This is a genomic window from Novosphingobium sp. CF614, from assembly GCF_900113255.1.
Classification (GTDB): Bacteria; Pseudomonadota; Alphaproteobacteria; order Sphingomonadales; family Sphingomonadaceae; genus Novosphingobium.
In genome coordinates this window covers 1-26,465 of record NZ_FOOR01000004.1, presented here as the reverse complement: position 1 = coordinate 26,465, position 26,465 = coordinate 1, and the positions used below count along the sequence as shown (strand labels likewise).

Annotated in this window: 26 protein-coding genes; 18 read left to right on the top strand and 8 right to left on the bottom strand. The window is 65.2% G+C overall.

The features are described 5' to 3' along the window. Together rdgB and rph are read right to left on the bottom strand one after the other, a co-directional pair. Positions 1-627 carry an RdgB/HAM1 family non-canonical purine NTP pyrophosphatase gene (gene rdgB / locus BM052_RS06225; RefSeq protein ID WP_369821500.1) on the bottom strand — a complete coding sequence of 209 codons (627 nt, stop codon included), beginning with the start codon at positions 625-627 and terminating at the stop codon, positions 1-3. A gap of 44 nt (positions 628-671) precedes the next feature. Continuing rightward, entirely contained in the window at positions 672-1,388 is a 717-nt protein-coding gene (gene rph, locus BM052_RS06220; RefSeq protein WP_091144553.1) for a ribonuclease PH, read from the bottom strand. Positions 1,389-1,492: 104 nt separating this feature from the next. Here rph and hrcA point away from each other — a divergent pair, with 104 nt between their 5' ends. The 3 genes from hrcA to BM052_RS06205 all read left to right on the top strand — a co-directional run bounded on the left by hrcA (position 1,493) and on the right by BM052_RS06205 (position 3,701). Further along, positions 1,493-2,536, top strand: coding sequence for a heat-inducible transcriptional repressor HrcA (hrcA, locus tag BM052_RS06215; protein ID WP_091144550.1), 1,044 nt, complete (start codon positions 1,493-1,495; stop codon positions 2,534-2,536). A 16-nt stretch (positions 2,537-2,552) separates the two neighbouring features. Then, the gene (locus BM052_RS06210; RefSeq protein ID WP_091144549.1) at positions 2,553-3,116 is read left to right on the top strand and encodes a nucleotide exchange factor GrpE; all 564 of its coding nucleotides are present in this window, start codon (positions 2,553-2,555) and stop codon (positions 3,114-3,116) included. Positions 3,117-3,440: 324 nt separating this feature from the next. Continuing rightward, on the top strand, positions 3,441-3,701 hold the full coding sequence (locus tag BM052_RS06205; protein WP_091144546.1) for a YMGG-like glycine zipper-containing protein: 261 nt from the start codon (positions 3,441-3,443) through the stop codon (positions 3,699-3,701). A gap of 83 nt (positions 3,702-3,784) precedes the next feature. Here the strand turns inward: BM052_RS06205 and BM052_RS06200 are convergent, their stop codons facing one another. Next, positions 3,785-4,276 carry a vgr related protein gene (locus BM052_RS06200; RefSeq protein WP_091144545.1) on the bottom strand — a complete coding sequence of 164 codons (492 nt, stop codon included), beginning with the start codon at positions 4,274-4,276 and terminating at the stop codon, positions 3,785-3,787. Beyond that, on the bottom strand, positions 4,273-4,833 hold the full coding sequence (locus BM052_RS06195; RefSeq protein ID WP_255405993.1) for a copper chaperone PCu(A)C: 561 nt from the start codon (positions 4,831-4,833) through the stop codon (positions 4,273-4,275). The genes BM052_RS06200 and BM052_RS06195 overlap by 4 nt, the downstream gene beginning before the upstream one ends. A 194-nt stretch (positions 4,834-5,027) precedes the next feature. Here BM052_RS06195 and dnaK point away from each other — a divergent pair, with 194 nt between their 5' ends. Then, complete coding sequence (gene dnaK / locus BM052_RS06190) at positions 5,028-6,941, top strand: molecular chaperone DnaK (RefSeq protein ID WP_091144540.1); 1,914 nt, start codon at positions 5,028-5,030, stop codon at positions 6,939-6,941. A gap of 136 nt (positions 6,942-7,077) precedes the next feature. Next, positions 7,078-8,196: a molecular chaperone DnaJ gene (dnaJ, locus tag BM052_RS06185; RefSeq protein WP_091144538.1), complete on the top strand. Its 1,119-nt coding sequence runs from the start codon at positions 7,078-7,080 to the stop codon at positions 8,194-8,196. A gap of 39 nt (positions 8,197-8,235) precedes the next feature. Here the strand turns inward: dnaJ and BM052_RS06180 are convergent, their stop codons facing one another. Continuing rightward, positions 8,236-10,551: a patatin-like protein gene (locus BM052_RS06180; protein ID WP_091145006.1), complete on the bottom strand. Its 2,316-nt coding sequence runs from the start codon at positions 10,549-10,551 to the stop codon at positions 8,236-8,238. A gap of 149 nt (positions 10,552-10,700) precedes the next feature. Between BM052_RS06180 and radA the strand changes: the two genes are divergently transcribed. The 9 genes from radA to BM052_RS06135 all read left to right on the top strand — a co-directional run bounded on the left by radA (position 10,701) and on the right by BM052_RS06135 (position 21,015). Continuing rightward, the gene (gene radA / locus BM052_RS06175) at positions 10,701-12,080 is read left to right on the top strand and encodes a DNA repair protein RadA (protein WP_091144536.1); all 1,380 of its coding nucleotides are present in this window, start codon (positions 10,701-10,703) and stop codon (positions 12,078-12,080) included. A gap of 12 nt (positions 12,081-12,092) precedes the next feature. After that, the gene (locus BM052_RS06170) at positions 12,093-12,656 is read left to right on the top strand and encodes a CvpA family protein (protein ID WP_091144534.1); all 564 of its coding nucleotides are present in this window, start codon (positions 12,093-12,095) and stop codon (positions 12,654-12,656) included. After that, on the top strand, positions 12,657-13,076 hold the full coding sequence (locus BM052_RS06165; RefSeq protein ID WP_091144532.1) for an iron-sulfur cluster assembly scaffold protein: 420 nt from the start codon (positions 12,657-12,659) through the stop codon (positions 13,074-13,076). 51 nt (positions 13,077-13,127) lie between these two features. Then, complete coding sequence (locus BM052_RS06160; RefSeq protein ID WP_091144529.1) at positions 13,128-14,759, top strand: MFS transporter; 1,632 nt, start codon at positions 13,128-13,130, stop codon at positions 14,757-14,759. Further along, on the top strand, positions 14,749-15,792 hold the full coding sequence (gene alr / locus BM052_RS06155) for an alanine racemase (protein ID WP_091145004.1): 1,044 nt from the start codon (positions 14,749-14,751) through the stop codon (positions 15,790-15,792). The genes BM052_RS06160 and alr overlap by 11 nt, the downstream gene beginning before the upstream one ends. A gap of 96 nt (positions 15,793-15,888) precedes the next feature. Beyond that, entirely contained in the window at positions 15,889-16,446 is a 558-nt protein-coding gene (gene phaR, locus BM052_RS06150) for a polyhydroxyalkanoate synthesis repressor PhaR (RefSeq protein ID WP_091144528.1), read from the top strand. Positions 16,447-16,512: 66 nt separating this feature from the next. After that, positions 16,513-18,051, top strand: coding sequence for an aminoacyl--tRNA ligase-related protein (locus BM052_RS06145; RefSeq protein ID WP_091144525.1), 1,539 nt, complete (start codon positions 16,513-16,515; stop codon positions 18,049-18,051). Positions 18,052-18,074: 23 nt separating this feature from the next. Next, entirely contained in the window at positions 18,075-18,659 is a 585-nt protein-coding gene (locus BM052_RS06140) for a DUF805 domain-containing protein (RefSeq protein WP_091144522.1), read from the top strand. Positions 18,660-18,720: 61 nt separating this feature from the next. Next, positions 18,721-21,015 carry a ribonuclease R family protein gene (locus BM052_RS06135; RefSeq protein ID WP_091144520.1) on the top strand — a complete coding sequence of 765 codons (2,295 nt, stop codon included), beginning with the start codon at positions 18,721-18,723 and terminating at the stop codon, positions 21,013-21,015. A gap of 22 nt (positions 21,016-21,037) precedes the next feature. Here BM052_RS06135 and BM052_RS06130 read toward each other — a convergent pair whose 3' ends face one another. Then, complete coding sequence (locus BM052_RS06130) at positions 21,038-21,493, bottom strand: universal stress protein (protein ID WP_091144517.1); 456 nt, start codon at positions 21,491-21,493, stop codon at positions 21,038-21,040. A gap of 163 nt (positions 21,494-21,656) precedes the next feature. Between BM052_RS06130 and BM052_RS06125 the strand changes: the two genes are divergently transcribed. Genes BM052_RS06125 through lpdA form a run of 3 tightly spaced genes read left to right on the top strand, consistent with a single transcriptional unit; the run spans position 21,657 to position 24,808 of the window. Continuing rightward, positions 21,657-22,976, top strand: coding sequence for a pyruvate dehydrogenase complex dihydrolipoamide acetyltransferase (locus BM052_RS06125; RefSeq protein WP_091144514.1), 1,320 nt, complete (start codon positions 21,657-21,659; stop codon positions 22,974-22,976). Positions 22,977-23,019: 43 nt separating this feature from the next. Further along, a complete protein-coding gene (locus BM052_RS06120) occupies positions 23,020-23,388 on the top strand; it encodes an acyl-CoA thioesterase (RefSeq protein ID WP_177198373.1) in 369 nt (122 codons plus the stop codon). Between the two features lie 4 nt (positions 23,389-23,392). Continuing rightward, positions 23,393-24,808: a dihydrolipoyl dehydrogenase gene (gene lpdA / locus BM052_RS06115; protein ID WP_091144509.1), complete on the top strand. Its 1,416-nt coding sequence runs from the start codon at positions 23,393-23,395 to the stop codon at positions 24,806-24,808. A 63-nt stretch (positions 24,809-24,871) separates the two neighbouring features. Here the strand turns inward: lpdA and BM052_RS06110 are convergent, their stop codons facing one another. Beyond that, entirely contained in the window at positions 24,872-25,195 is a 324-nt protein-coding gene (locus BM052_RS06110) for a PilZ domain-containing protein (protein WP_255405992.1), read from the bottom strand. A 168-nt stretch (positions 25,196-25,363) separates the two neighbouring features. Here BM052_RS06110 and BM052_RS19850 point away from each other — a divergent pair, with 168 nt between their 5' ends. Beyond that, on the top strand, positions 25,364-25,531 hold the full coding sequence (locus BM052_RS19850) for a hypothetical protein (protein WP_177198355.1): 168 nt from the start codon (positions 25,364-25,366) through the stop codon (positions 25,529-25,531). On the opposite strand, the gene BM052_RS06105 is transcribed toward BM052_RS19850, so the two are convergent. Then, complete coding sequence (locus BM052_RS06105) at positions 25,528-26,043, bottom strand: GNAT family N-acetyltransferase (RefSeq protein ID WP_091144504.1); 516 nt, start codon at positions 26,041-26,043, stop codon at positions 25,528-25,530. The genes BM052_RS19850 and BM052_RS06105 overlap by 4 nt on opposite strands. Positions 26,044-26,465: the final 422 nt, after the last annotated feature.

Here is a 26,465-nt window from a genome sequence, read left to right as displayed (position 1 = left end):
CTAGCGGCCGAATTGCTCCGCGACCAGCTTGGCGAAAGCATCGGCGCGGTGGCTGATCCGGTGCTTTTCCTCGGGAGCGAGCTGGGCGAAGCTCATGTCGTGTCCCTCGGGCACGAAGATCGGATCGTAGCCGAAGCCCATCGTCCCGCGCGGCGGCCACGAAAAGGTGCCGTTCACGCGGCCTTCGTAGACCGCGTCGTCCCCTTCGGGCCACGCGATGGCAAGGACGCAGGAAAACCAGCAGGAACGCTCGACATCAGGGCCCTGCTCGCACAGCAGCCCCTCGACCTTGCCCATCGCCATGTACCAGTCGCGGCCGGGATCGCCCTCGAACCATTGACGTTCGGCCCAGTCGGCGGTGTAGACGCCGGGCCGGCCGCCGAGCGCGGTGACGGACAATCCGCTGTCGTCGGCCAGCGCCGGAAGCTGCGCGGCCTTGGCGGCGGCATGGGCCTTGATGAGCGCGTTCTCGGCGAAAGTCTTGCCGGTCTCCGCCGGTTCGGGCAGGCCGAGCTGGCCGGCGGAAAGGCACTCCATCCCGTAGGGCGCGAGCAAGGCGCCGATTTCCTTGAGCTTGCCCGCGTTGTGCGTGGCGATGACGAGGCGTTTGCTATCGAGTTTGCGCATCACCGCTCCTTGGCCTTCCCATTTTCTCGAAACGACCGATGGCCTTATCTTCCCACCGCCTTGGCCTGCGCCGCGAATATGCGATCGCAGCCGATGCGGGCCAGGCGCAGCAGGCGCAGCAGGCCTTCCTCGTCGTAGCAGGCACCCTCGGCGGTGGCCTGTGCCTCGGCGATCTTGCCGCCCTCGATCAGCACGAAGTTGGCGTCCGCGTCAGCCGAGGAATCCTCGATATAGTCGAGGTCGAGCACCGGGGTGCCGGTATGGATACCACAGGAGATCGCGGCGACGCGGCCCTGGATCGGGTCTTCCTTGATCTTGCCGTCCGCCATCAGCTTGTCGACCGCAAGACGCAGTGCGACCCATGCGCCCGAGATCGAGGCGGTGCGGGTGCCGCCGTCGGCCTGGATCACGTCGCAGTCGAGCACGATCTGCCGTTCTCCAAGCTTCTTCATGTCGACCACTGCGCGCAGGGAACGGCCGATCAGGCGCTGGATTTCCTGGGTGCGACCGGACTGCTTGCCCTTGGCCGCCTCGCGGCTGCCGCGCGTGTGGGTGGCGCGCGGCAGCATCGAATACTCCGCCGTTACCCAGCCTTCGCTCTTGCCGCGCAGGAACGGCGGCACCTTTTCCTCGACCGAGGCCGTCACCAGCACGCGGGTATCGCCGAAGGAAATCAGCACCGATCCCTCGGCGTGCTTGGTGAAACCGGTCTGGATATCGATGGCGCGCATCTCGTCGGGCGCACGGCCGGAAGGTCGCATGGGAATTCCTTGTCGTGAACGTTATATCGACTGGATCGTCGATTACCGGGCGCCCATTGCGCATAAGGCTTGAGGCTGCAAGCCTTATGCCTAAATTGCATCGGATGCCCACACCGCCCATCACCGAATTGACCCTGCGCGCACGCGAGATCTTCCGGCTCGTGGTGGAAGGCTATCTCGAAACGGGATCGCCGGTTGGCTCGAAGACGCTCGCGGGGCCGGGGGGCGTGAATCTGTCCTCGGCCTCGATCCGGTCGGTGCTGGCCGACCTGGAAGGGCTGGGGCTGCTCGCCGCGCCACATACCAGCGCGGGCCGGCTGCCGACCGACGCGGGATTGCGGCTGTTCGTGGACGGCATCATGCAAGTGGCCGAGCCGACCGCCGAGGAGCGCCTGGCCATCGAAAGCCGCATTGCCGCGCCGGGCCCGATCGAGGCGGCGCTGGAGGCGACGAGCACGCTGCTTTCCAGTCTCTCTTCAGGCGCGGGGGTGGTCATGGTGCCCCGGCGCGAACCGCGCCTGATGCACTTGCAGATGGTGCCCCTGGCCCCGGACCGGGCGCTGGCGGTGCTGGTCGGCGAGGACGGGGCGGTCGAAAACCGGGTGGTGGACTTGCCCGTCAGCCTGCCGCCCGGCGCACTGGAAGAAGCGTCCAACTACATTTCCGCGCGGCTTGCCGGGCGCACGCTCGCCGAAGCGGCCCGGGCGATGCGCACAGAGATCGATTCGGGTAAATCGGCGCTCGATGCCGCCAGCCGCGACCTTGTCGAGCGCGGCCTTGCCGTCTGGACCGAGGATGCCATGCAGCGCCGGGTGCTGATCGTGCGCGGGCAGGCCAACCTGCTCGACGAAAGCGCGATTTCGGACCTGGAACGCGTCCGTTCGCTGCTCGACGATCTCGAGAACAAGCAATCGGTCGCCGATCTGCTGGACATGGCCCGCGAGGCGCGATCGACGCGCATCTTCATCGGTTCGGAAAACCGCCTCTTCGCGCTTTCGGGTTCCTCGGTCATCGCCTCGCCCTATCGTGATCGCGAAGGGCGCGTGGTCGGCGTGGTGGGGGTTATCGGACCGACTCGGTTGAATTATGCGCGGGTTGTCCCCATGGTGGATTTCACTGCCCAGAGCCTGGGCAAGCTCATCGGATAGCTGGAACATTGGAAGAATGACCGAAGACAAGACGCAGCCGCCCGAAGACGTGGCCGTGGCCGAAGAACTGAAGGGTGTGCCCGAGGAAATGCTCGACAACAGGGGTGAGGACGAAGAACTCGCCAAGCTGCGCGAGGAACTGGAAGTGGCCAGGCAGGACGTGCTCTACGCCCGCGCGGAAACCCAGAACGTGCGCCGCCGGCTGGAGAAGGACATCGCGGATGCCCGCGCCTATGCCGCGACCGGGTTCGCCCGCGACATTCTTTCGGTTGCCGACAACCTGTCCCGCGCGCTTTCCTCGATTCCCGCCGAACTGCGCGAGGACGACAAGATGAAGAATCTCGTCGCCGGGATCGAGGCGACCGGGCGCGAGATCGACAAGGTGTTCGGCGCCCACGGCATCAGCCGCATCGCGGCCATGGGCCTGCCGCTCGATCCCAACCAGCACCAGGCCATGATCGAGCTTCCCTCGGCCGACGCGGAGCCGGGCACGGTGGTGCAGGAGCTGCAGGCAGGCTACATGATAAAGGACCGCCTGCTGCGCCCGGCCATGGTGGCGGTGGCCAAGAAGCCGGACTGATACCAAAATCCATTGGTCGGAATCTTGCTCCCCTGGTTCCGGCCCTTGTTTCGTCTTTGCGAGCCGCCGAAGGCGGTGCGGCAATCCGGGGCAGTTTCTTGCTCGCCCTGGATGGCTTCGGCGGCTTTGCCGCCTCGCAACGGCGGCGGGAATGGATGAGGCTCGCTCCAAAGAAGCTTGATACGAATGTCTTTTCACGGACCGCACGCGGCCCCGAATCGGGATGACCGGGTGCGGGCCGTCGATAATGCGTTCCATGCGAAGGAACCGCGCGCGCGTTGCTCCGTTGATTCGGGTATACCCAGAGTTTCTCGGAGGACTTCGATGCGCAAGCTCATTCTACCGCTTTTCATGGCGGGCGCCCTCGGCATGGCGGGCTGTGCCAGCAACTACGGCGGCGAAGGTGCGCTTGCAGGCGGTGCGCTGGGCGCGGGCGTCGGCGCGCTCAGCGGCGGCGATGCCGGGACCGGCGCGGCGATCGGCGCCGCGGCAGGCGCCGTTGCCGGTTCGCAGGTGAAGAAGAAGGACCGGGGCTGCTACCGCTATGACCGCAATGGCGACCGTTATTGGGATCGCGATTGCTGATACGTCCGGCGAAAGCCGGAGCGCATGCCCGCCTGTCGGGTCGCGGGAAAGGGCGCGGGTTGCCACTGGCTTCCGCGCCCTTTCTACGCGGGATGGAAGGGCAGTACGCCGCGATAGTCTTCCAGCGGCGGGACGCCGGGAACGTGCCGACCGCGCGATAGCAGGAATACGTGCCGGACGATCTCGGCCTGCTGTTCGATCCCGTAGCGATCGAGCGGCCAGCCCGGGCGCAGCGTGTAATCATAGCGGCACAGCGGATGGCGCATCAACGGCAGATACCAGCCACCCTTGCGCTGGGCCTGCCAGACATGCGTCATCTCGTGGATGAAAAGCCCCTGGGCGGCGGCGTCGCTGCTCCAAAAATCGTCGCGGTAATTCCCCGAGTCGGGATGGAAATGCAGGTGGCCGCAAGGTGCCATGACGGTATGGACGGGCTGGAAGGGAAACCAGCGCCAGCGGCGAACACGGACCGGTTCGCAATCGATCGCGTGCCCGAACACCGAGCGCACGAGCCGTGTTTCGCCTGCCGTCAGCGGCCTTTCGCCGCCGGGCGGGCAGACATGCGGATCGCTCATGGCTCTCCGTGATTCATGCCCGCCATATCGTGGCCGGCCATGTCATGGTCCGCCATATCGTGATCGGTCATGGCATTGCCCATCTTCTCGATGCGGAGCGGCATCGACAGCTTGTCTCCATCGGAGAAAGTCAGGGTAAGTTCGGTGGCGGCGCCCGCCTTGAGCGTGTCCGCCAGATCGAAGGCCATGATGTGATAGCCGCCCGGCGCGAATTCCAGCACTGCGCCCGGCGCCAGTTCGACCGAGTCGACCGGGCTCATGGTGCCGCCTTCGGTCTTGTGCATTTCCGCCTTGCCGGCGCCCGCGACATGGATGCCGACCAGGGTGGCCGTGCCCGGGCCGTCGTTGCGTACCGAGAAATAGACTGCCGCGGGACGGCCCGCGACGACCGGCAGGACCAAGCGCCCGTCGCTCGCCGAAATCCCCGGCTTGGCATCGGGCGCGGCGGCGTCGGCTCCGGTCTCCTGAGGCACCGGGGCAGCGGGTTGCTGGCATGCCGCCAGTGCCGCGAGCGAGGCGGCGCCACAGAGAAAAGCGAGCTTGCGAGGCAGTTTCACGGCCGGGATATCCTTAGCTTGTGCATTGCGAAATTTCGCGGGCGGTAATGCCACCCGAACACTCTTGTTCCAAGCAAAACCGCTCCTATATCGCCCCCCGACGACTAGGAACGTCATCGAGCCGCGCAAGCTGTCTTGCCTTTCGGGGGAGGCGATCCGGGCGGTGTCAACCACTGACGTGAGGAATGGGGATAATGGCAAAAGTAATCGGTATCGACCTCGGCACTACCAACAGCTGCGTTGCCGTGATGGACGGCGGCAAGCCCAAGGTTATCGAAAATTCGGAAGGCGCGCGCACGACTCCCTCGATCGTGGCCTTCACCAGGGACGGCGAGCGCCTGATCGGGCAGCCCGCCAAGCGTCAGGCCGTGACCAACGGCGACAACACGATCTTCGCGGTCAAGCGCCTGATCGGCCGCCGCTTCGACGATCCGGTGACCAAGAAGGACACCGAGCTTGTTCCCTACACCATCGTGAAGGGCAAGAACGGCGATGCCTGGGTCAATGCCGGCGGCGAGGATTACAGCCCTTCGCAGATTTCTGCCTTCATCCTCCAGAAGATGAAGGAAACCGCCGAGAGCTATCTTGGCGAGACGGTTACGCAGGCGGTCATCACCGTGCCGGCCTACTTCAACGACGCGCAGCGCCAGGCGACCAAGGACGCCGGCCAGATCGCCGGCCTTGAAGTGCTGCGCATCATCAACGAGCCGACCGCGGCGGCGCTGGCCTATGGCCTCGACAAGCAGGACGGCAAGACCATCGCGGTCTACGATCTTGGCGGCGGCACTTTCGACGTTTCGATCCTCGAGATCGGCGACGGCGTGTTCGAAGTGAAATCGACCAACGGCGACACCTTCCTGGGCGGCGAGGATTTCGACTCCAAGCTGGTCGAGTGGCTGGCCAACAAGTTCAAGGCCAAGGAGAACATGGACCTGCGCAGCGACAAGCTTGCGCTCCAGCGTCTCAAGGAAGCCGCCGAGAAGGCCAAGATCGAGCTGTCTTCCACCGCGACGACCGAGATCAACCTGCCCTTCATCACCGCGCGCATGGAAGGTGGCGCCACCACGCCGCTGCACCTGGTCGAGACGGTTACTCGCTCCGACCTGGAGCGCATGGTCGCCGATCTGATCCAGCGCACGCTCGAGCCCTGCCGCAAGGCGCTGGCCGATGCCGGTCTTTCGGCCAAGGATGTCGACGACGTGGTGCTGGTCGGCGGCATGACCCGCATGCCCAAGGTACGCGAAGTCGTGAAGGAGTTCTTCGGCAAGGATCCGCATACCGGCGTGAACCCTGACGAAGTCGTCGCCATGGGCGCGGCGATCCAGGCCGGCGTGCTGCAGGGCGACGTCAAGGACGTGCTGCTGCTCGACGTGACCCCGCTGTCGCTGGGTATCGAGACGCTGGGCGGCATCATGACCAAGATGATCGACCGCAACACCACGATCCCGACCAAGAAAAGCCAGGTCTACTCCACCGCCGAGGACAACCAGCAGGCGGTGACGATCCGCGTGTTCCAGGGCGAGCGCGAGATGGCGCAGGACAACAAGCTGCTCGGCCAGTTCGATCTCCTTGGCATCCCTCCGGCGCGGCGCGGTGTACCGCAGATCGAGGTGACGTTCGACATCGACGCCAATGGCATCGTCAACGTCTCCGCCAAGGACAAGGGCACCGGCAAGGAGCAGCAGATCCGCATCCAGGCTTCGGGCGGCCTTTCCGATTCCGACATCGACCAGATGGTCAAGGATGCGGAGCGCTTCGCCGAGGAGGACAAGAAGCGTCGCGAGGCGGCCGAGGCCAAGAACAACGCCGACAGCCTCGTCCATGCGACGGAGCAGCAACTGGCCGAGAACGGCGACAAGATCGACGCTTCGCTCAAGTCGGACGTGGAGGCCGCGATCGCGGCCGCGAAGGCCGCGATCGACGGCGGCGACACCGCCGAAATCACTGCGAAGGCCCAGGCGCTGACTGAAGTCGCCATGAAGATGGGCCAGGCGATCTACGAGAAGGAGCAGGCCACCGCCTCCTCGCCTGGCGGCGCCGCGCCCTCGGGCGGTGACGACGATGTGGTCGATGCCGAGTTCTCGGAAGTCGATGAAAACAAGGGCTGAACCAGCCAACGGAGATAAACCGTGTTCGTCATTCCCGCGAAACGGGAACCTTGTTCTTCCCTAGCGCGAAGCCGCGACGGCAAGAGCCGGGCCCCCGCATTCAGCGGGGGTGGCGAGGTTTACTGGGGGTGAGTTCTTGAGCACCGAGATCGACTATTACGAACTGCTGGAAGTAGAGCGGACGGCGGACGACAAGGCCATCAAGTCGGCCTATCGCCGGCTCGCGATGCGCTATCACCCGGACAAGAATCCGGGCTGCTCGGATTCCGAGTCGCGCTTCAAGCAGATCAGTGAGGCTTACGACTGCCTCAAGGACCCACAGAAGCGCGCGGCCTACGATCGTTATGGCCATGCCGCGTTCCAGCAGGGCATGGGCGGCGGCATGGGTGCCGAGTTCGGCGATATCGGCGACATTTTCGAATCGATCTTCGGCAGCGCTTTTGGCGGCGGCGGACGCCAGCAGGCGCGCCGGGGCGCCGACTTGCGCTACGACATGGAAGTCAGCCTCGACGAAGCCTTTCGCGGCAAGCAGACCGAGATCACCATCGAGGTTTCGCAGACCTGCGAGCCGTGCCGTGGCTCGGGCGCGGAGCCGGGCACCGGCAAGCGGGCCTGTGCCATGTGTGCCGGCCACGGCAAGGTTCGTGCCCAGCAGGGCTTCTTCGTCGTGGAGCGTACTTGCCCCACCTGCCACGGCCGCGGCGAAGTGATCGAGAAGCCGTGCCGTGCCTGCGGCGGCGAGGGGCGCGTCGATACGCCGCAGCGCTTGCAGGTGGATATTCCGCCGGGTGTCGATTCGGGCACGCGCATCCGTCTCGCCGGCAAAGGTGAAGCAGGCCCGTTCGGCGCACCGCCGGGCGATCTCTACATCTTTCTTCACGTCAAGCGCCACAGGGTGTTCGAGCGCGACGGCACCACGCTGCTCACGCGCGTGCCGATCACTTTCACCACGGCGGCGCTGGGCGGAGCGATCGAGATCCCCGACATTGACGGCGAGATGATCCAGCTGGAGATTCCCGCCGGCATCCAGTCGGGCAAGCAGCTGCGCAAGCGCGGCGCCGGCATGCCCGTGCTGCAAGGGCGCGGGCGCGGCGATCTGGTCATCGAGATCTCGGTGGAGACGCCGACCAAGCTCACCCCGCGCCAGAAGGAACTGCTGCGTGAGCTTCAGGCCACCGAAACCGGAGAGGAATGCCCGCAATCGAAGGGCTTCTTCGATCGTATCAAGGACGTCTGGAACGATCTGACGGAGTAACGGCGCAAACGTCATCCCGAGGGTGACCCGGGATGACGATCACCTGGTGCCTTGGGACACTTCCCGCCTGATCCGTTCCACCAGCCCGGGATCGGCGCGCAGTCGGCCCTGTTCCTCGTCGAGGATGGCCAGGAACGCCTCGCGCCGGAACTGTTTCAGCTCACGCTCGGGCACGGCATGTTCGGCGTCCAGCGCCGAGGCGAGCAGGTCGATCATGCGTTCGGCTCCGTGAAGCCGGCCCCAGAGGTAGTCGTTCTCGCGGTAGGCGCGGCTGAAGAAGGCGCCGAAGTTGTAGAACTCGGTGCCGCGTAGCGTGTCCGACCCTCGACGGATCGCGTGGCAGTCCTCGGGCGAGATCCGGTCCACCTGCACCGGGTCGAATTCGGTCAGCCCTTCGCCGCGCAGCAAGGGCAGGGTCACCGTATCGTAGAAGGGAAAGCCCAGGTAGGCCAGCAGCACGCGTCGACGTAGCGGGGCAGGCATTGCCGCCATGGCCCTGGCCAGCATTTCGTCGACGACGGCGTCGGTCTCGACGAGCCGGCGTCTGCGCGCGACATGATCGACAAGCGCGCCTGGATCCTCGAAGAAGGCGCGGGCCAGGACCGGAAATTCCTCCCCCAGCGCGGCCATCGGTTCGCGATCTATATAGAGTGCCAGCGCGGCATAGATGGCTGTGCGCGCATCGTCTCGGTCCTGCTCGGTCACACTTCCCTCGCGCTCTCGCTCCTGCGTCACTTGCCGAGCCAGCAGCCGCAAGCGGCGGATGCGGAAAGCGAGATCATGGGTGCGGAAGAACGCGATCTGCGTCGGCGACTTGACATCGCGCAGCGCTTTCATGCGGTCGATCCCCATGGCCGCGAGGTGAGCGACCAGGCGATCCCTGATCGGCGCCGCGTTGGGCAGGCCAAGTTCCGGTGCCGCATCGAAGACCAATCGCCCGAACATGGTGACGATGCCGCTGAACTTGACCTGGGCGTAACCATGACAGGCGAATCCGGCCTGTTCCAGCGCGGCCAGCTGCGCCTTCGCGCGCCATGCGGCAAGCCGCTTCGCCGTGGGATGGTCCAGGAACAGCGTGTGGCCGAACAGGCGGTCCACCGATTCCTCGATCTCGGGCCGCAAGGCGCTCACGATGTCGCGCAAGGTTGCCATCTCGCGCGAATCGCGCTCCAGCGCTTCGAGATTGTCGCGGATCGGTTGTTCGCGGGGAATTGCCGAGAGCGAACCGAAGATTACCGGGAAGAACCCCAGCGACCGGGTCTCCTTGCGCATCGTCGGGCCGGTGTGGTCCGGGCTTGGGTCGATGTAGACGAAGCGCCGGTCGACCTCGCGTGTCGCGGGCCGATCGCGCAGCACGGACATGGCATCGGCGAAAGGCGCATTGACCAGGACCGAACCGTCGATGAGCGACACGCCATCGATGTCGCCGCTGCGCGAATGCTCGGGCATGACGCGGCGAAGGAAGGCGTCGCGCTCTGGCCAGTCCACTGCCATCTCGCGCACCAGCCGGTCGATTTCGCCGATCTGCAAGGGCGGGAAGGCACCGGGAAAGCTCGCTGTGGAACGCGCGGCGAGCACCAGTTCGGGGATCGGCGCCAGCGGATGGCCGCCCTCGGCCCGGGTCGCGGCGCGGAAACCGATCGTGAGGCGGTGCTCGCTTTCAAGGACGAGCCGGGGCGAGTGGAGGTGCAGCGTCTCCAGGTGGCCCTTGAAGTCGGTGGCGGTGACGAACAGGTCGAGCGGATGGCGCGCGGGCAGCAGCGGTTTTTCGGCGGGAGCCGCGGCCATCGCGGTCAGCGCGCGGCATAGCAGGCGCGAGAAGCCGATGCCGCTGAACGGGGGTTCGAACCAGCGCGAGCGGATCAGCCGCGAGAGTTTCTCGCGAACCTCCGCGCGCGTTTCGGGGGCGACGCTGGCACTTACCGCATTGCCCGGACGGTGCAGCAAATAGGACACGATCGGGCTCGCCCAGAACTTGGCCATCCGCGACCAGGGTCGCGCCTCCGGATCGAGCAGCACGTCCACGTCCGCGCATTCGAGCCACAATTCGGTCAGCGGTTCGAGCGACTGCCCGGAATGGATCGCCTGGGCCAGGAACAGGGAGTTGATGCCGCCCGCGCTGGCGCCCGCGACAATGTCCGTCAGCAGCCTGAGCCTGAGGTTGCTGCCGTGCTCCAGGCGTCGCAGCAAACGCAGGTAGACCGCAGCGCTGCCGGCCGGTTGCTGATCGTCCGACCAGAAGGCGCGGCTCGCCTGCATGGCCTTCCACAGTTCCTTGGTCACGCCATGCATGTAGACGGCGAGGCTGACGCCGCCGTAGCAGACAAGTGCGATCCGCAGTTCCTTCTGCCGCATGGCGCATGCTTGGCAGAGCGCGATGGCAAGCGCTACTGCAATCGCAATGGCGATCGATACCTCAATGCTGCGCAGCAAAGATTGGCGGGTGCTGCAAAAAGCCCCATGGAGGGCTTGTGTTCGCAATCTGTTCTTACTAGTCGACAGGCATGGCGAAACCCAAGCGTCGATATGTCTGCCAGGCCTGCGGTGGCGTCTCCAACCGCTGGCAGGGGCAATGCGCCGATTGCGGGGAATGGAACTCGCTGGTGGAGGATGCGCCGCAGACGGTGTTCTCCGCCAAGCACGATCTCTCGTCCGGCGGCCGCCCGATCCACTTTACCCCGCTGGACCAGCCGGGCGAGATGCCGCGGCGGCGCGCCAGCGGCATCGCCGAGTTCGACCGCGCGCTGGGTGGGGGGATGGTGCCCGGGTCGGCGATCCTGATGGGCGGCGATCCGGGAATCGGCAAGTCCACGTTGCTGCTGCAGGTTTCCGCGCACATCGCCAGGTCGGGTGGGCAGGCGATCTACGTCAGCGGCGAGGAAGCGGCGGGGCAGGTGCGGCTGCGGGCTGAGCGGCTCGGGCTGTCCAACGCACCGATCCAGCTCGCGGCCGCGACTTCGGTGCGAGACATTCTTACGACGCTGGGAATGATGGATCCGCCCGCGCTGGTGGTGATCGATTCGATCCAGACCATGCATTCGGACCAGATCGAGGGGGCGCCCGGCACGGTCAGCCAGGTGCGCGGCTGTGCCTTCGAACTGATCCGTTATGCGAAGGAGAGCGGCGTCACGCTGGTTCTGGTGGGTCATGTCACCAAGGACGGCACTATCGCCGGGCCGCGCGTGCTGGAGCACATGGTCGATGTGGTGATGAGCTTCGAGGGCGAGCGCAGCCACCAGTATCGCATCCTGCGCAGCCTCAAGAACCGTTTCGGCCCGGTCGACGAGATCGGCGTCTTCGCGATGGAAGGCGATGGGCTGGCTGAAGTGGGCAATCCCTCGATGCTGTTCCTTTCCGGCCGCGAGGAGCCGATCGCCGGCAGCGCAGTGTTTCCGGCCATGGAAGGCACCCGGCCGGTCCTGGTCGAAATCCAGGCACTGATCGTGCGGCTGCAGAGCGGAGCGACGCCGCGCCGCGCCGTGGTCGGTTGGGACAATGGCCGCATGGCGATGCTGCTGGCGGTGCTGGAGGCGCGCTGCGGGCTCAACTTCTCCAGCGCCGAGGTCTACCTCAATGTCGCGGGCGGATACCGGCTGAGCGACCCGGCCGCCGATCTCGCGGTGGCGGCCGCGCTGATCTCCGCGCTCGGCGACAAGCCGTTGCCGGGTGATGCCGTGTGGTTCGGGGAAGTTTCGCTCGCCGGCGAGATTCGCCCCGTCGCCCATTCATCGATCCGACAGCGCGAATCGGCGAAACTGGGATTTAGCCGTGCGTTCGGGCCCGCCGGGGGACCGGCGGCGGACGGCAAGGCCGACAAGGGTATTCGTTTTGCGGGACTTGCCATGCTGCCCAACCTCGTTGACCGCATCCTTTCGGACGCATAATTTCGGCAACCTATGACAGGCTTCGACATCGCCGTTCTGCTCCTGGTCGGGCTGGGCGCCATCACCGGCTTCCTTCGTGGCTTCGTGCAGGAGATCCTGACGCTGGGAGCCTGGATCTTCGCGATATTCGCGATCCGGTTGCTGCACACGCCGCTTACCGACTGGCTGGAACCGCATGTCGGCACCGGTTCCGGCGCGGCGGTGTTGGCGTTCGCGCTGCTGCTGCTGGTGCCTTTCCTGGCGGTCAAGCTGGTGGCCCGCTGGGCGGGCAGCCAGAGCCGGTCCTCCGTCCTCGGGCCGATCGACCGCGTGCTCGGTTTCGGTTTCGGCGCGGTGAAGGGTACGATCATCATCGTGCTCGGTTTCTCAGTGCTGGTGCTGGGTTACGACACCATCTGGGGCATCGGCGGCAGGCCGGACTGGATCACCCAGGCACGCACTTATCCCTTCGTCAACGCAAGCAGCGAGGCGCTGGTCCAGCTTATCTCCGAGCGGCGGCGCGAGGCGATCGCCGCGGAAGCCAAGAACCCGGCCAAGGGTCCGGCGAAGCATCCGGCGAAGAACGACACGAACTGAATGTCGGCGACCGTTCTATACACCTCCGACGTGCTCGGACTTGCCGTCGGACTCGCGCGCTTTCCGCTCACGGATGACCTGCCGCTGCGGGCAGAGGCGCGTTCGAAAAGCTGCGGCAGCACCATCACGCTCGGCCTGGCGACGGCGCCCGATAGGACGATCGCGAAAATCGGCGTGCGCAGCCAGGCTTGCGCCATCGGCCAGGCTGCAGCGGCGATTTTCGCGCAAGGCGCGCCTGGCCGCAGCATCGACGAGATCCACGCCGCCGGCACGGCGATTGCCTCCTGGCTGGCGGGCGCAAGCGAACTGCCGGATTGGCCGGGCCTGTCGGCGATCGCGGCCGCGCGCGACTATCCCGCACGCCACGGGGCGGTCATGCTCCCATGGAACGCCGCGATGCAGGTGCTTCCCACTCGTTGAGCCACCGTATAAGGGCGACACTTCCGGAGCGAGATTCAAAGGGGGGAACACATGGCAGACGCACACCAGCATCCGCACGGACCGGAGCCCAGCGTCTCCGACATCAAGCTGGTGATCGCCGCCTCTTCGATGGGCACGGTGTTCGAGTGGTATGACTTCTTCATCTACGGCACGCTCGCCGCGATCATCGGCAAGACCTTCTTTCCCTCCGGCAATGCCACGCTCGAAACGCTGCTGGTCTGGGCCGGTTTCGCGGTCGGCTTCGGTTTCCGGCCGCTTGGAGCGATCCTGTTCGGCTTCCTGGGGGACAGGCTGGGGCGCAAGTACACGTTTCTCGTCACTGTGACGCTGATGGGTATCGCGACGGCGGGCGTGGGCTTCATCCCTTCGGCCGAGACGATCGGATTTGCGGCGCCGGCGATCGTCCTGCTGCTGCGGGTGCTTCAGGGCCTGGCGCTGGGCGGCGAGTATGGCGGCGCGGCGATCTACGTCTCGGAACACTCACCCGCCAATCGGCGCGGTTATTTCACCGGTTACATCCAGGCCAGCGTGGTGGGCGGCTTCGTGCTCAGCCTGATCGTGGTGCTGAGCTGCAAGGGACTGATGAGCGCGGAGTTGTGGGATTCGTGGGGTTGGCGCGTGCCCTTCATCCTGAGCATCGCGCTGCTTGCGATCTCGCTGTGGATGCGTCTCAAGCTTTCGGAAAGCCCGGTGTTCAGGGCCATGCAGGCGGAAGGCGAGATCGCCGGAAATCCCTTCGTGGAAAGCTTCACGTACCCGGGCAACCGGAAGCGCATCTTCATCGCCCTGTTCGGCATCGCCGCGGGCCTTACGGTGATCTGGTACACCGCGATGTTCTCCGCCTTGAGCTTCCTCAAGGGCGCGATGCGCATGAACGATACCTGGGCGGAAGTCATCGTCGGCGTGTCGGCGGCGCTGGGCATGACGTTCTTCGTGATCTTCGGCAGCCTGTCCGACCGGATCGGCCGCAAGAAGCCGATCGTCTGGGGTTATTTCCTGACGCTGGTGCTGATGTTTCCCGCGTTCTGGACGATCGGCACGCACGCCAATCCCGGCCTGGTCGAGGCCGGCCGCAAGGCGCCGGTCTCCGTTGCCGGCCCGGACTGCGACTACAGCCCCTTCGCCTCCGAACAGCCGACGAATTGCGGCAAGCTGCTCGGCGATCTTACGGCGGCCGGAATTACCTACCAAGTATCGGCTGCGCCGGAGCTTGTGGTCAAGGTGGGGGGCAGGGCATTGCCGATCGACAGCTATGCCTGGGACGACAAGAAGGCTCGCACCGCGCAGATCCAGTCATGGTTGACCGAAGCCGGATACAGCTTCGACAGGATCACGCCGGCCATCAGCGATGCCTTGATGATCGGCTTCATGCTGATCGTGCTGATGGCGTTGTCCGGCGCGACTTATGGCCCCGTCGCGGCTCTGCTTTGTGAAATGTTCCCGCCGAAGATCCGCTACAGTTCGATGTCGATCCCCTATCATATCGGCACCGGGTATTTCGGCGGTTTCCTGCCGCTGATCTCCAGCTACATGGTGGCCAAGAGCGGCAATCCCTATGAAGGCTTGTGGTACACTTGGGCCGTGGTGGCGATGGCGCTTGCCGTGGCGCTCTGGGGCCTGCGCGGTGGCCCGCCTCGCGAATATGGTGACGATGCGCCTTGATGTTCCCCCGCCGGCCTTGCGGCTCGGCTTCGATCCCGATGCCCTGCGATCGAACTGGCAGGCGCTTGACAAGCTCTCCGGCCGTGCCCGCGCCGGAGCGGCGGTGAAGGCGGACGGCTACGGCGTCGGTGTGCGGCAGGTGGTGCCGGTGCTCCATGCGGCGGGATGCCGCGATTTCTTCGTGGCCCACTGGTCAGAGGTCGTGGACGTGCTGGACTTCGCCGCGCCGGGTTCGATCTCGGTCCTGCATGGCCCGCTGGGCGATGCCGACGCGGCGTTCGCCAGGGCCTGCGGGGTCAAGCCGGTGATTAATTCGCTCGAACAGGCGCGGCGCTGGCTGGCGGCGGGCGGCGGGCGCTGTGACCTGATGGTCGATACCGCCATGAACCGGCTTGGCCTGCCCATGGCGCAGATCGGCGAGGAGTGCCTGAAGGCGCTGGAGATCGACGTCCTGCTTTCGCACCTCGTTTCCGCCGAGGAGGATAGCGCGCTGAACGCGGTCCAATGCGCACGCTGGCAAGAAGTCTGCGCCGCGCTGCCGCACGCGCGCTCCAGTCTTGCCAACAGCGCCGGAATCGCTTTGGGCAGTGCCTTCCATGGCGATCTCACGCGCCCGGGCATCGCGCTCTACGGCGGCGTTCCACGCCCCGAGATGGCCGGCCTGATCCGTCCGGTCGTGCATCCGCAGGCGGCGATCATGCAAGTGCGCACCGTCGCTGCGGGAGAGACCGTGGGTTATAACGCCACCTTCACCGCGCCCGCCGCCATGCGCGTCGGCACGATCGCGCTGGGCTACGCCGATGGCTATCTGCGCTGCTGGTCCGGCAAGGGACGCTTCCATGCCGGAGGGGTCGAACTGCCGGTGCTGGGACGGATCAGCATGGACATGACGGTGATCGACCTGAGCCGGGCGCCGCATCTGAACGAGGGTGACTGGGTCACCGCGAATTACACATTGCCCGAAGCCTCCGCCGTGACCGGCTTGTCGCAATACGAACTGCTGACCGTGCTGGGACGCCGATTCGGGCGTTGAAACGGCGCATCCGGTCTTTTGCTGCGCAGCAAATTGTGTTGCGTTGCGATATCCCCGAATGATACCATAAGCGATTGGTTGGACTGGGGATTGGAAATGGCTGAAGCGGCGCCTGGCGAGGACAATACCGTAATTATCAAGAAGTACGCGAACAGGCGGCTCTACAACACCCGTTCGTCAAGCTACATCACGCTCGAACACCTCGCGAAGATGACTCGGGAAGGCGTGGACTACAAGGTTCTCGATGCCAAGACCGGCACCGACATCACGCACACCATCCTGACCCAGATCATCATGGAAGAGGAAACGAACGGCGAGCAGATGCTTCCCGTGAACTTCCTGCGCGAACTGATCGGCATGTACGGCAATTCGATGCAGTCCCTGATCCCGCACTACCTCGAAGCTTCGATGGAAAACTTCCGCGCGAACCAGACGAAGCTGGCCAAGGCTTTCGAAGACAGCCTGGGCAACAATCCGCTCGCCAAGCTGGCCGAACAGAACATGGCGATGTTCAAGGCCGCCGCCTCCGCCTTCATGCCCGGTTCCGAGAAGCCAGAACCCAAGGCGCCATCCTCCGACGACAATGGAGACCTTGCCGCGCTGCGCGATCAGATGGCCGAAATCCAGAAGAGGCTTGACGCGCTGGGCAAATAAGGGCCAGCGGGTGCGCCTTCGGGGGAGGAGCCCCCGTTCGCGCCAACAAGTCAGGAAGAACCACAAGTGTCCGCCATCCGTCACGCCCTCTCGACCAAGCGCGAGGACGATTTCGCCCAGTGGTATCAGGAAGTCATTTCCGAAGCCGAAATGGCCGAGGAATCGGGCGTGCGCGGCTGCATGGTCATCAAGCCGTGGGGCTATGGCATCTGGGAGCGGATCCAGCGCCGGATGGATGACCGGATCAAGGCCGCCGGCGTTTCCAACTGCTATTTCCCGCTGTTCATCCCACTTTCCTATTTCGCCAAGGAAGCCGAGCACGTCGAAGGATTCGCCAAGGAAATGGCGGTCGTCACGCATCATCGGCTGGTCGCAGACGGCAAGGGCGGCCTCGTGCCCGACCCGGACGCCAAGCTGGAAGAACCGCTGATCGTTCGTCCGACCTCGGAAACGGTGATCGGCGCGGCGATGGCGCGTTGGGTGCAGTCCTGGCGCGATCTGCCGCTGCTCACCAACCAGTGGGCCAATGTCGTGCGCTGGGAAATGCGCACCCGCATGTTCCTGCGCACCAGCGAGTTCCTCTGGCAGGAGGGCCACACCGCCCACGCCGACCGCGAGGATGCGATGGTCGAAACGCTGCGCGCGCTCGAGATGTATCGCGATTTCGCCGAGACGGAGCTCGCCATGCCGGTGGTTGCGGGCGAAAAGCCGGAGAACGAACGCTTTCCGGGAGCCGTGGCGACGTATTCGATCGAGGCGATGATGCAGGATGGCAAGGCGCTGCAAGCCGGGACCTCGCATTATCTGGGCACCGGCTTCGCCCATGCGGCGGGTATCCAGTACCAGGACCGGGAAGGCACCCAGCAATACGCGCACACCACCAGCTGGGGGACTTCCACGCGCATGATCGGCGGTCTTATCATGACCCACGGCGACGATGATGGCCTGCGCGTGCCGCCGATGGTGGCGCCGCAACAGATCGTGATCCTGCCGATGCTGCGCGAAAATGACGAGGATGAGGCGCTGCTTGCTTATTGCGAGGATTTGCGTGCGGCGCTGGCTGCCCTCTCCGCGCTGGGCGAGCCGGTACGCGTGCTGCTCGACAAGCGCCCCGGCAAGGCCACGCAGAAGCGCTGGGCCTGGGTCAAGAAAGGCGTGCCGCTGATCCTGGAGATCGGCGGGCGCGATGCGGCCGGCGGTCAGGTTTCCATGCTGCGCCGCGACCGGTTGTGGAACGCGGCGGCCAAGGCCAATTTCGTGGGCATGCCCAAGCACGATTTCCTGGCCCGCGCCGTCGCCGAACTGGCAGACATCCAGGCTGCGCTTTATGCCGAGGCCAGGGCCAGGCGCGATGCCAATATCACGGCCATCGAAAGCTTTGACGCGCTTGCGGCATTCTTCTCGGAAGACAAGCGCTATCCGGGCTGGGCCGAAGTGCACTGGGCACGCCCGACCGGGGTGGAGCTTGAGGACGTGGTGCAGAAGCTCAAGGCGCTCAAACTCACCATCCGCAATACCCCCCTGGACGGTGCGGCCCAGATTGGCACCTGCATTTTTACAGGACGTCCGGCGGTTGAAAGGATATACGTCGCAAGGGCCTATTGACTGGTAACGCAAAGGGGACGGCGATGCTCGGCGCGATCAAGTACAATCTATCCAGTCTCGCCAACTTCGCGGGCAGGGATTCGCGGTCCACGTTCTGGTACTACGTCTTGTTCCTGGTCATTCTGCAATTCGCCGTTTCCTTCGCGATTTCGATCCCGATGACGGGAAGCATGATGGGGGATGCCCTCACTGCCGCCCGGAACGGCGCCGATGAAGTGGAAATCCAGCGCCGCGTGATGGAAAAGATCGGCGGCCTGATGCGCGCCACGATGTGGGCCTCGGCGTTCGTATCGCTGGCGATGACGGGCCTGGTTGCGGCATCTTTCACCCGGCGCCTGCATGATTCGAACAAGCCGGGCTGGATCGCCGGGATCGCCGTCGCGATCCAGCTTCTGGCGATCGCCGTCACCATCGGCACGATCGACGATGCCGTCAAAATGGTCGCGATGGCGCAGGTGGGGGAGCTCGAGGCGGTTCAGGCCCTGCAGGGAAAGATGATCCTGCGTGGGCTGATCGGATGGATTCCGCTGATCCTGGTCATCCTCTTCGGCGCCTGGCCATCGACAGATGGCGACAATCGCTACGGTCCCGAACCGGATCATATGTAAGGAGCCCCGCGGCGAGGGGAGCGCCATTGCAATAAACGCCGCCAGGCCCCACTGCAATGCCATGCCATCCCGAAACCGGCCAGTGCCCGGCTTGCCCACGCGCAAGCAGATCCTCGACTTTATCCAGAACTCGCCGGTGCCCGCCGGCAAGCGCGAGATTGCGCGAGAGTTTGGGCTCAAGGGGAACGAGAAGATCGAACTCAAGGCCCTGCTGAAGGACATGGCCGAGGAAGGCCTGATCGACGGCAAGCGCACGGCCTTCCACAAGATGGGCGGTCTGCCGAAAGTCACCGTGCTGCGCGTGGTGGACATCGACGAGGGTGAGGCGATCGCCGTGCCGGATACCTGGCAACCCGACGATGCAACCCCGCCGCCGCGCATCCGCCTCGTCGAAAAGGGCCCTGGAAAACGCGCGGCGGGCGGCGCCCTCAAGAAGGGCGATCGTGTACTTTCGCGGACGGAGGAAACCGCCACGGGCTGGCGCGCCTGGCCGATGAAAAAGCTGGAGCTGCGCTCCGAACAGTTCCTCGGCGTCGTCGAGATCGACGGCACCGGCAGGCCATGGCTGGCCCCGGTCGACAAGCGTATCCGGCATTCCTCGCCGATTGCCGATCTCGGCGGGGCGGAAGCGGGCGAACTGGTGCTGGCGGAACCGATCGGCCGCTCGGCGCGGCCCTCGGTCAAGATCACCCAGGTGCTTGGCGAGCCGCTTGCACCCAAGGCCTTCAGCCTGATCGCGATCCACAAGCACGGCATTCCAAATTGTTTCCTCGAGGAAACTTTGGACGAGGCGCAGACGGTCGCGAAACTGCCGCTCAATATCGACAGGCGCGAGGATCTGCGAGCGCTTCCGATTGTCGCCATCGACCCTTCCGACGCGCGCGATCATGACGACGCGATCTGGGCCGAGCCGGATGGAGCAGGGGGCTTCCGCGCCCTTGTCGCCATCGCCGACGTTTCGTTCTACGTCCGGCCCGGCGGCGAGATCGACCGGGAAGCCCGGCGGCGCGGGAACTCGGTCTATTTCCCCGACCGCGTCGTGCCGATGCTGCCCGAAGTGCTTTCCGCCGACGTCTGCTCGCTGCGCGCGGGCGAGGACCGCGCGGCCATGGCGTGCCATCTCAGGATCGACGGCGAGGGCCGCGTGACCGACTGGCGTTTCACGCGGGCGATCGTGCGGATAGCGGAAGTGATCGCCTATGAGGACGCGCAAGAGCGCATCGATTCCCCTTCCGTGGTCGGAGGGGACGGGCATGTGGACATCGCGGTCCTTCGGAACCTGTGGGCTTGCTGGAAGGCGCTCGCGGCCGCGCGCGCGGCGCGCGATCCGCTGGAGCTGGAACTGCCCGAACGGCGCGTGAAACTCGATGAACAGGGCCGCATCACCGAGATCGCCGTTCGCGAACGGCTCGACGCGCATCGTGTGGTGGAGGATTTCATGATCGCCGCCAACGTCGCCGCCGCCAAGGCGCTTGAGGCCAAGGTCGCGCCGGTGGTCTATCGCGTCCATGAGACGCCGAGCCGGGAGAAGCTGGTCGCGCTCAAGGACTATCTCGCCACGTTCGGAAAGAAGCTTGCGCTTGGCCAGGTGATTACGCCCAGCCTGTTCAACCGCATGCTCAAGGACATCGCCGACGAGAGCGAGAAGGCGCTCATCATGGAAGCCGTGCTGCGCAGCCAGACGCAGGCCTATTATGGCCCGCGCAACGAAGGCCACTTCGGCCTTGCGCTGGGTTCCTACGCGCATTTCACCTCGCCGATCCGCCGCTATGCCGACTTGCTGGTTCACCGCGCACTGGTCGATGCCTATGGGCTGGAGCAGCCCAGGCCGGCGGGCGACATTCCCGCGACCACCGGCTTGTCCGACCGCGACCGCGACGATCTCGGCCGGGTCAGCGAAGCGATCAGCCAGGCCGAGCGCCGCGCCATGGAGGCCGAGCGCGAGACCATCGATCGCTATGTCGCCGCCTGGCTGTCCGCCCGGGTCGGCGAAGTTTTCGGCACCCGCATCACCGGCGTTCGCAAGTTCGGCTTTTTCGCGACGATCATCGGGCTCGGCGGTGACGGGCTTGTTCCGGTCTCGACGCTCGGCGACGAGCGGTTCGCCTACGAGGAGAAGGCACAAGTCCTGGTCGGGGAGGAGAGCGGGACGACATACGCGATCGGCCAGATCCTGCGTCTGCGCCTCGCCGAGGCCAATCCGCTGACCGGCGCGCTCAAGTTCGAGCTGGAGCAGGGCGGCGGCCGCATCGAGCCGCGCGGGCGGCCGTCACCGCTCAAGAAGCGCGGCAGCCACCTGGCCGGTCCGCGCGGTCGGCCGGCGAACATCCGGCATCAGGGACGCAAGAAGCGGTAGCAGGCCGCGCCAGGGACGGCGATCAGCTCAACTTTTCGATCGCCGCCGCATCGAGCCCGCCCGGCACCACGAACACCGGGCAGGTCATATGCGCCATGCCGGCGCCGGTGAAGTGGGAGACCAATGGGCCCGGCCCGCCTTCCTTGGCGGCACCGAGAACCAGTGCGGAGACTTCCGGATGCTCCTTCAGGTATTCGCGCACCACCTTGATGTCCTCGCCCATGCGCACCGAGATCACCGGCATTTTCGCCCCTTGCGAAAGCAGGTTGCCGGCGGCCGCCGTCACCAGCGTCTCGGCACGGGCGCGAGCCTCTTCCTCGATCGTCGCCTGGACGCCGGCGAAGGCGTTGAAGGGCTGGGGCGGCACCAGCGCAAGCAGATGCAGCGCGCCGTCGGTCTTGGCGGCGCGCCGCGTGGCGAATTGCAACGCTACCAGCGCTTCTTCGGTTTCATCGATAATGACCAGATAGACGCGCATGATGTTCCCCTCCGGACGGGCTTATCAGGCCATTCAAGTTACCGCGCAAGCCATCACGAATGCGAAAAAGCGACCGTTGGGCGCTTGTGCGCGGGCGCCAACTTGTCCAAATGAAGGCGCGACCCGCAGATACTTCAAGCATCGCAAGGACGATCACGCCTCCATGCCTATCGAGATCAAGATGCCCGCCCTTTCTCCCACCATGGAAGAGGGAAAACTGGCGAAATGGCTGGTGAAGGAAGGGGATGCCGTGAGCTCCGGCGACATCATGGCCGAGATCGAGACGGACAAGGCGACCATGGAGTTCGAGGCTGTCGATGAAGGCACCATCGGCAGGATCATGGTCGCCGAGGGCACCGAAGGCGTGAAAGTCGGCACCGTGATCGCCTTGCTGACTGGCGAGGACGAGGACGCTTCCGCCGTGGCCGCCACGCCCGCCGCCGTGACGCCGGCCGTTCCGAAAATGCCGGTTCCCGAGGCTGTGAAGAAAGCGCCCGAACCGGCGCCCGCTGCCGTGGCCGTTCAGAATACCTCCAGTTCGAAGGAAGCCCGCGTGATCGCATCCCCGCTTGCCAAGCGCCTCGCCGCCGCCAAAGGCGTCGATCTCGAATCCCTGGCCGGTTCCGGTCCGGGCGGCCGTATCGTCAAGGCCGATGTCGAGGCCGCTCAGGCCGGCACCGCGAAGCCCAAGGCCGCCGCTCCCGTCGCCGCCAACGATGCCGCGCCGGCCGCCGCCCGGCCCGCGACCGTCGAAATGGCCCCGGAAACACGCGCCTTGCTCGACGATCGCATTCCGCACACGGTGGAAAAACTCTCGGGCATGCGCAAGACCATCGCCCGCCGCCTTACCCAGTCGATGCAGGAAGCGCCGCACATCTACCTCACCGTCGATGTGCGTCTGGACAAGCTGATGGCGATGCGGGCCGAACTGAATGCCGCGCTGGAAAAGCAGGGCGTCAAGGTCTCGGTCAACGACATGCTGGTCAAGGCGCTGGGCATGGCGCTGATCGCCGTGCCCGAATGCAACGTGTCGTTCGCCGGCAACGAGCTTATCAAGTACGCGCGCGCCGATATCTCGGTGGCGGTCTCGATTCCGGGCGGACTGATAACGCCGATCGTGCAGGATGCGGGCGGCAAGTCCTTCTCTGCTATCGCCAGGACCACTAGGGATCTTGGCCAGCGGGCCAAGGAAGGCAAGCTCAAGCCCGAGGAATACCAGGGGGGCACCGCCTCGATCTCCAACATGGGCATGATGGGGATCAAGCAGTTCACCGCCGTGATAAACCCGCCGCAGGCGTGCATCCTCGCCATCGGCGCGGGTGAAAAGCGTCCCTGGGTCATGCCCGACGGATCGCTGGGAGTGGCCGCCGTGATGAGCGCGACGGGCAGTTTCGATCACCGCGCGGTCGATGGCGCCGATGGCGCGCGCCTGATGGCGGCTTTCAGGGAGTTTGTGGAAAGCCCGCTGGGGATGGTCGCCTGACGTGAGCGACCCCGCTTGCGATCCCGTCATCCGCGTCACTGCCATGCCTGCTGACGCCAATGCCTATGGCGATATCTTCGGCGGTTGGCTGATGGGCCTGATGGACATGGGCGCCGGCCTGATCGCCGCGCGCTATTCGCGCGGGCGGGCGGTGACGGTGGCGATGGACGGCATGCAATTCCATCACCCGGTCAAGGTGGGGGACGAGGTTTCGGTCTACGGCGGGCTCCGCAAGGTCGGGCGCAGTTCCATGACCATCTGCATCGATGCCTGGCGCCGTCACCGTCATGAAGAAGAAGCGGTGAAGGTTACCGAAGCGGTGTTCACTTTCGTGGCGGTGGACGATAGGGGCAGGCCCAGAATGATTGAACAGCACGCGGTCGAGCAGGGCGCAATCGAGCAGGAGAGTTGAAGCAGTGGCAGATTCCTACGACGTCATCGTTCTCGGTTCCGGTCCCGGCGGATATGTTTCGGCGATCCGCTGCGCGCAGCTTGGGCTGAAGACCGCCATCGTCGAGCGTGAACTGCTGGGCGGTATCTGCCTCAACTGGGGGTGCATTCCCACCAAGGCGCTGCTGCGCTCTGCCGAGGTGTTCCACCAGATGAAGCACGCCAGCGATTATGGCCTGGCTGCCGAGAATATCACTGCCGATCTGGATGCCGTGGTGAAACGTTCGCGCGGAGTTGCCTCGCAGCTCAACAAGGGCGTGACGCACCTGATGAAGAAGAACAAGATCACCGTGCACATGGGCACCGGCAAGCTGGTCGCGCCCGGCAAGCTCGAAGTGACCGGGGACAAGGGCACCGAGACGCTGGAGGCCAGGCACATCATCATCGCCGTCGGCGCCCGTGCCCGCGAACTGCCCAAGATGAAGAGCGATGGCGAACGCATCTGGACCTACCGCCATGCGATGACGCCCAGGGAACTGCCGGCCAAGCTCCTCGTCATCGGCTCGGGCGCGATCGGTATCGAGTTCGCGAGCTTCTACAACGACATGGGCTCGGACGTGACGGTGGTCGAGATGATGGACCGGATCGTTCCGGTCGAGGATGCCGAGGTTTCCGCGTTTCTCGAGAAGGCGCTGGTCAAGCAAGGCCTCAAGATCATGACCAAAGCCAATGTCGGCGCGGTCGAGAAGGGCGCCTCGGGCATGAAGGTCACGATCAAGGACAGGGACGGCAAGGAAGCGACCACCGAGTTCAGCCACGTGATCGTGGCGGTCGGCATCGTCCCGAACCTTGAGAACATCGGCCTCGAAGACCTCAATATAGAGCCGGACAAGCGCTTCCACATCAAGGTCGACGGCTACGGCCGCACCAACGTGCCGGGCGTCTGGGCGATCGGCGACTGCGTGGACGGGCCGTGGCTGGCGCACAAGGCGAGCCACGAGGGCGTCACCGCCGCCGAGGCCATCGCGCAGGAACTGGGCAACAAGGATGTTCATCCGCACCCGCTCGACCGCGGCAACATTCCGGGCTGCACTTATTGCCATCCGCAGATCGCCTCGGTCGGCCTGACCGAAGCCAAGGCCAAGGAAGCGGGATACGAAGTCAAGGCGGGCACTTTCCCGTTCATCGGCAACGGCAAGGCCATAGCGCTCGGCGAGCCGGAGGGATTCATCAAGACGGTGTTCGACGCCAAGACCGGCGAACTGCTCGGCGCCCACATGATCGGCGCCGAAGTGACCGAGCTGATCCAGGGCTATGTCGTGGGCAAGACGCTGGAAACCACCGAGGCGGAGCTGATGAACACGGTGTTCCCGCACCCGACCTTGTCGGAAATGATGCACGAGGCAACGCTGGCCGCTTACGGGCGGGCGCTGCACATCTGAGGCTGGCGAATCCGGAATATGGGAGAGGGCGGTGCCGCATGGCGCGCCCTCTTTGTTTGCCGGTCAGGCTGCTCCGGCCGAACGGACGATGTGCTCGAAGACGGCGACGTGAAGCGGTTCGGCGAATTCGCAGCCGATGGCCCCATCGCGTGTCCAGCAGATGCGCGCGCTCAGCAGCCGAATGCCGGGGATGCGGATGCGCAGCGGCAGTTCCGCGCGCGCGTCGGGCAGCCAGGCGATACGGAAGCCTCCCGGAGAAAGGTCTTCGAGCCGCGCCATCTTCCAGGGGCGCGTTCCTTGGCGGACCTCGCATAGCAGAACGACGCCCGCCAGCTCGGTGCGCTCGGCATGGCGCTTCGAGCAGTCGCTGATTCGTTCGTGGCGCAATGTTCTCTCCATGCGGGCAGAGGCAGCCTTGCTCCCCGGGCCGTTACCATCGCGTTAGCGAACCCCCGGCGAAGACCATCAGGCAGTGGATAAGTCGACGTTCGCAACGCGGGCTGCGACGAAGGGAGGGTTCTGCTGAAACCTCAGCGACTTGTGAAGCGCTGCGTGATGGGCGGCGCGATTGTGATGCGGATGACGATGCCGGTCCCCCTCGGCCGCGCCAATGGAGACCGGCATCGCCGCGACCCGGCCGACGTCGTGCGGATCGCGTCGGTCATCGGGCTATTGAATCCATCCGCTCAATTCGCCGTGCGGGGTTCTCCCTCGGCGATTTAACGGAAGGTCTTGGACAGGATCACCAGCGTGGGGTCGCCCTCGAACGGTTCGGGCTTGAAACCTTTCTCGCGCTCGAGTTCGATCGCCGCGTGATTATCGCGGCTCTCGATGGCGATGACGCGGCGGCAGCCGCGCGTCCTGGCCTGGTCGGCTAGGAAATCCAGCATGGCCCAACCGATGCCCTTGCCCCGGTGGTTGCCGCAGACCGAAATGGCGATTTCGCCTGTATCGAGCGGCCCGTCGCAGGCCAGCAGGCCGGAGGCGACGATCTGGCCGCCCGCCTTGTTGATCCCGAGCCAGGATTCGGTGCGGAAATGATCGGTATGGACCAGCGGTTCGAGCTGTTCGTGACTGACATGATCCGCAGCGGCCAGAAAACGGAAGCGGCGATCCTCATCGGTCACACGGTCGAAGAAAGCGGCGAGTTCCGCTTCGTCCGCCTCGGTCGCGGGACGGACTTCGAGCTCGATGCCGGACCGCGTGGTGAGCAAGCGTGTATCGTTGAGGGTCATGCAAGGGGTCTCCGGTGAGAGCGGCGGCGCTTCCCTACGTCGGCAAGAAGCACCGCGCCTTGATCGAGATCAGGGCATGCCATTTTGACGCGATCGGCCAGTGGGATTCGGCGCGGGCTGGCCGTGAATCGTCCCGGAACCGGGACACATCGCGTCTGCCCGGGCTTGAATTGATGCGAGGCTGTTGGCTATCGGAAGACAGTGTCTTAAGCCGCTGCGAAATGCCGTCCGCGCAAAGGACTGGCACAGGGCCGGTATTGCCGGCTACACAGACCGGAGAGGAGTTAACGCTACATGGCCAATGCGGTCTATCCCGTGCCTGCGATGTGGGCGGAGAAAGCGCTGATTGACGAAGCGCGCTACGAAGAGATGTACGCGCGTTCGCTTGGGGATCCGGAAGGTTTCTGGCGCGATGAAGCGCG

Coding starts and splice junctions, on each gene's coding strand:
- BM052_RS06170 (WP_091144534.1), top strand. CDS start 12,093: ATGACAGGCTTCGACATCGCCGTTCTGCTCCTGGTCGGGCTGGGCGCC.
- rph (WP_091144553.1), bottom strand. CDS start 1,388: ATGCGACCTTCCGGCCGTGCGCCCGACGAGATGCGCGCCATCGATATC.
- radA (WP_091144536.1), top strand. CDS start 10,701: ATGGCGAAACCCAAGCGTCGATATGTCTGCCAGGCCTGCGGTGGCGTC.
- BM052_RS06160 (WP_091144529.1), top strand. CDS start 13,128: ATGGCAGACGCACACCAGCATCCGCACGGACCGGAGCCCAGCGTCTCC.
- BM052_RS06120 (WP_177198373.1), top strand. CDS start 23,020: ATGCCTGCTGACGCCAATGCCTATGGCGATATCTTCGGCGGTTGGCTG.
- BM052_RS06140 (WP_091144522.1), top strand. CDS start 18,075: ATGCTCGGCGCGATCAAGTACAATCTATCCAGTCTCGCCAACTTCGCG.
- BM052_RS19850 (WP_177198355.1), top strand. CDS start 25,364: ATGGGCGGCGCGATTGTGATGCGGATGACGATGCCGGTCCCCCTCGGC.
- BM052_RS06205 (WP_091144546.1), top strand. CDS start 3,441: ATGCGCAAGCTCATTCTACCGCTTTTCATGGCGGGCGCCCTCGGCATG.
- BM052_RS06200 (WP_091144545.1), bottom strand. CDS start 4,276: ATGAGCGATCCGCATGTCTGCCCGCCCGGCGGCGAAAGGCCGCTGACG.
- BM052_RS06135 (WP_091144520.1), top strand. CDS start 18,721: ATGCCATCCCGAAACCGGCCAGTGCCCGGCTTGCCCACGCGCAAGCAG.
- alr (WP_091145004.1), top strand. CDS start 14,749: ATGCGCCTTGATGTTCCCCCGCCGGCCTTGCGGCTCGGCTTCGATCCC.
- dnaK (WP_091144540.1), top strand. CDS start 5,028: ATGGCAAAAGTAATCGGTATCGACCTCGGCACTACCAACAGCTGCGTT.
- BM052_RS06210 (WP_091144549.1), top strand. CDS start 2,553: ATGACCGAAGACAAGACGCAGCCGCCCGAAGACGTGGCCGTGGCCGAA.
- BM052_RS06105 (WP_091144504.1), bottom strand. CDS start 26,043: ATGACCCTCAACGATACACGCTTGCTCACCACGCGGTCCGGCATCGAG.
- BM052_RS06130 (WP_091144517.1), bottom strand. CDS start 21,493: ATGCGCGTCTATCTGGTCATTATCGATGAAACCGAAGAAGCGCTGGTA.
- rdgB (WP_369821500.1), bottom strand. CDS start 627: ATGCGCAAACTCGATAGCAAACGCCTCGTCATCGCCACGCACAACGCG.
- phaR (WP_091144528.1), top strand. CDS start 15,889: ATGGCTGAAGCGGCGCCTGGCGAGGACAATACCGTAATTATCAAGAAG.
- BM052_RS06180 (WP_091145006.1), bottom strand. CDS start 10,551: ATGCGGCAGAAGGAACTGCGGATCGCACTTGTCTGCTACGGCGGCGTC.
- BM052_RS06125 (WP_091144514.1), top strand. CDS start 21,657: ATGCCTATCGAGATCAAGATGCCCGCCCTTTCTCCCACCATGGAAGAG.
- hrcA (WP_091144550.1), top strand. CDS start 1,493: ATGCCCACACCGCCCATCACCGAATTGACCCTGCGCGCACGCGAGATC.
- BM052_RS06165 (WP_091144532.1), top strand. CDS start 12,657: ATGTCGGCGACCGTTCTATACACCTCCGACGTGCTCGGACTTGCCGTC.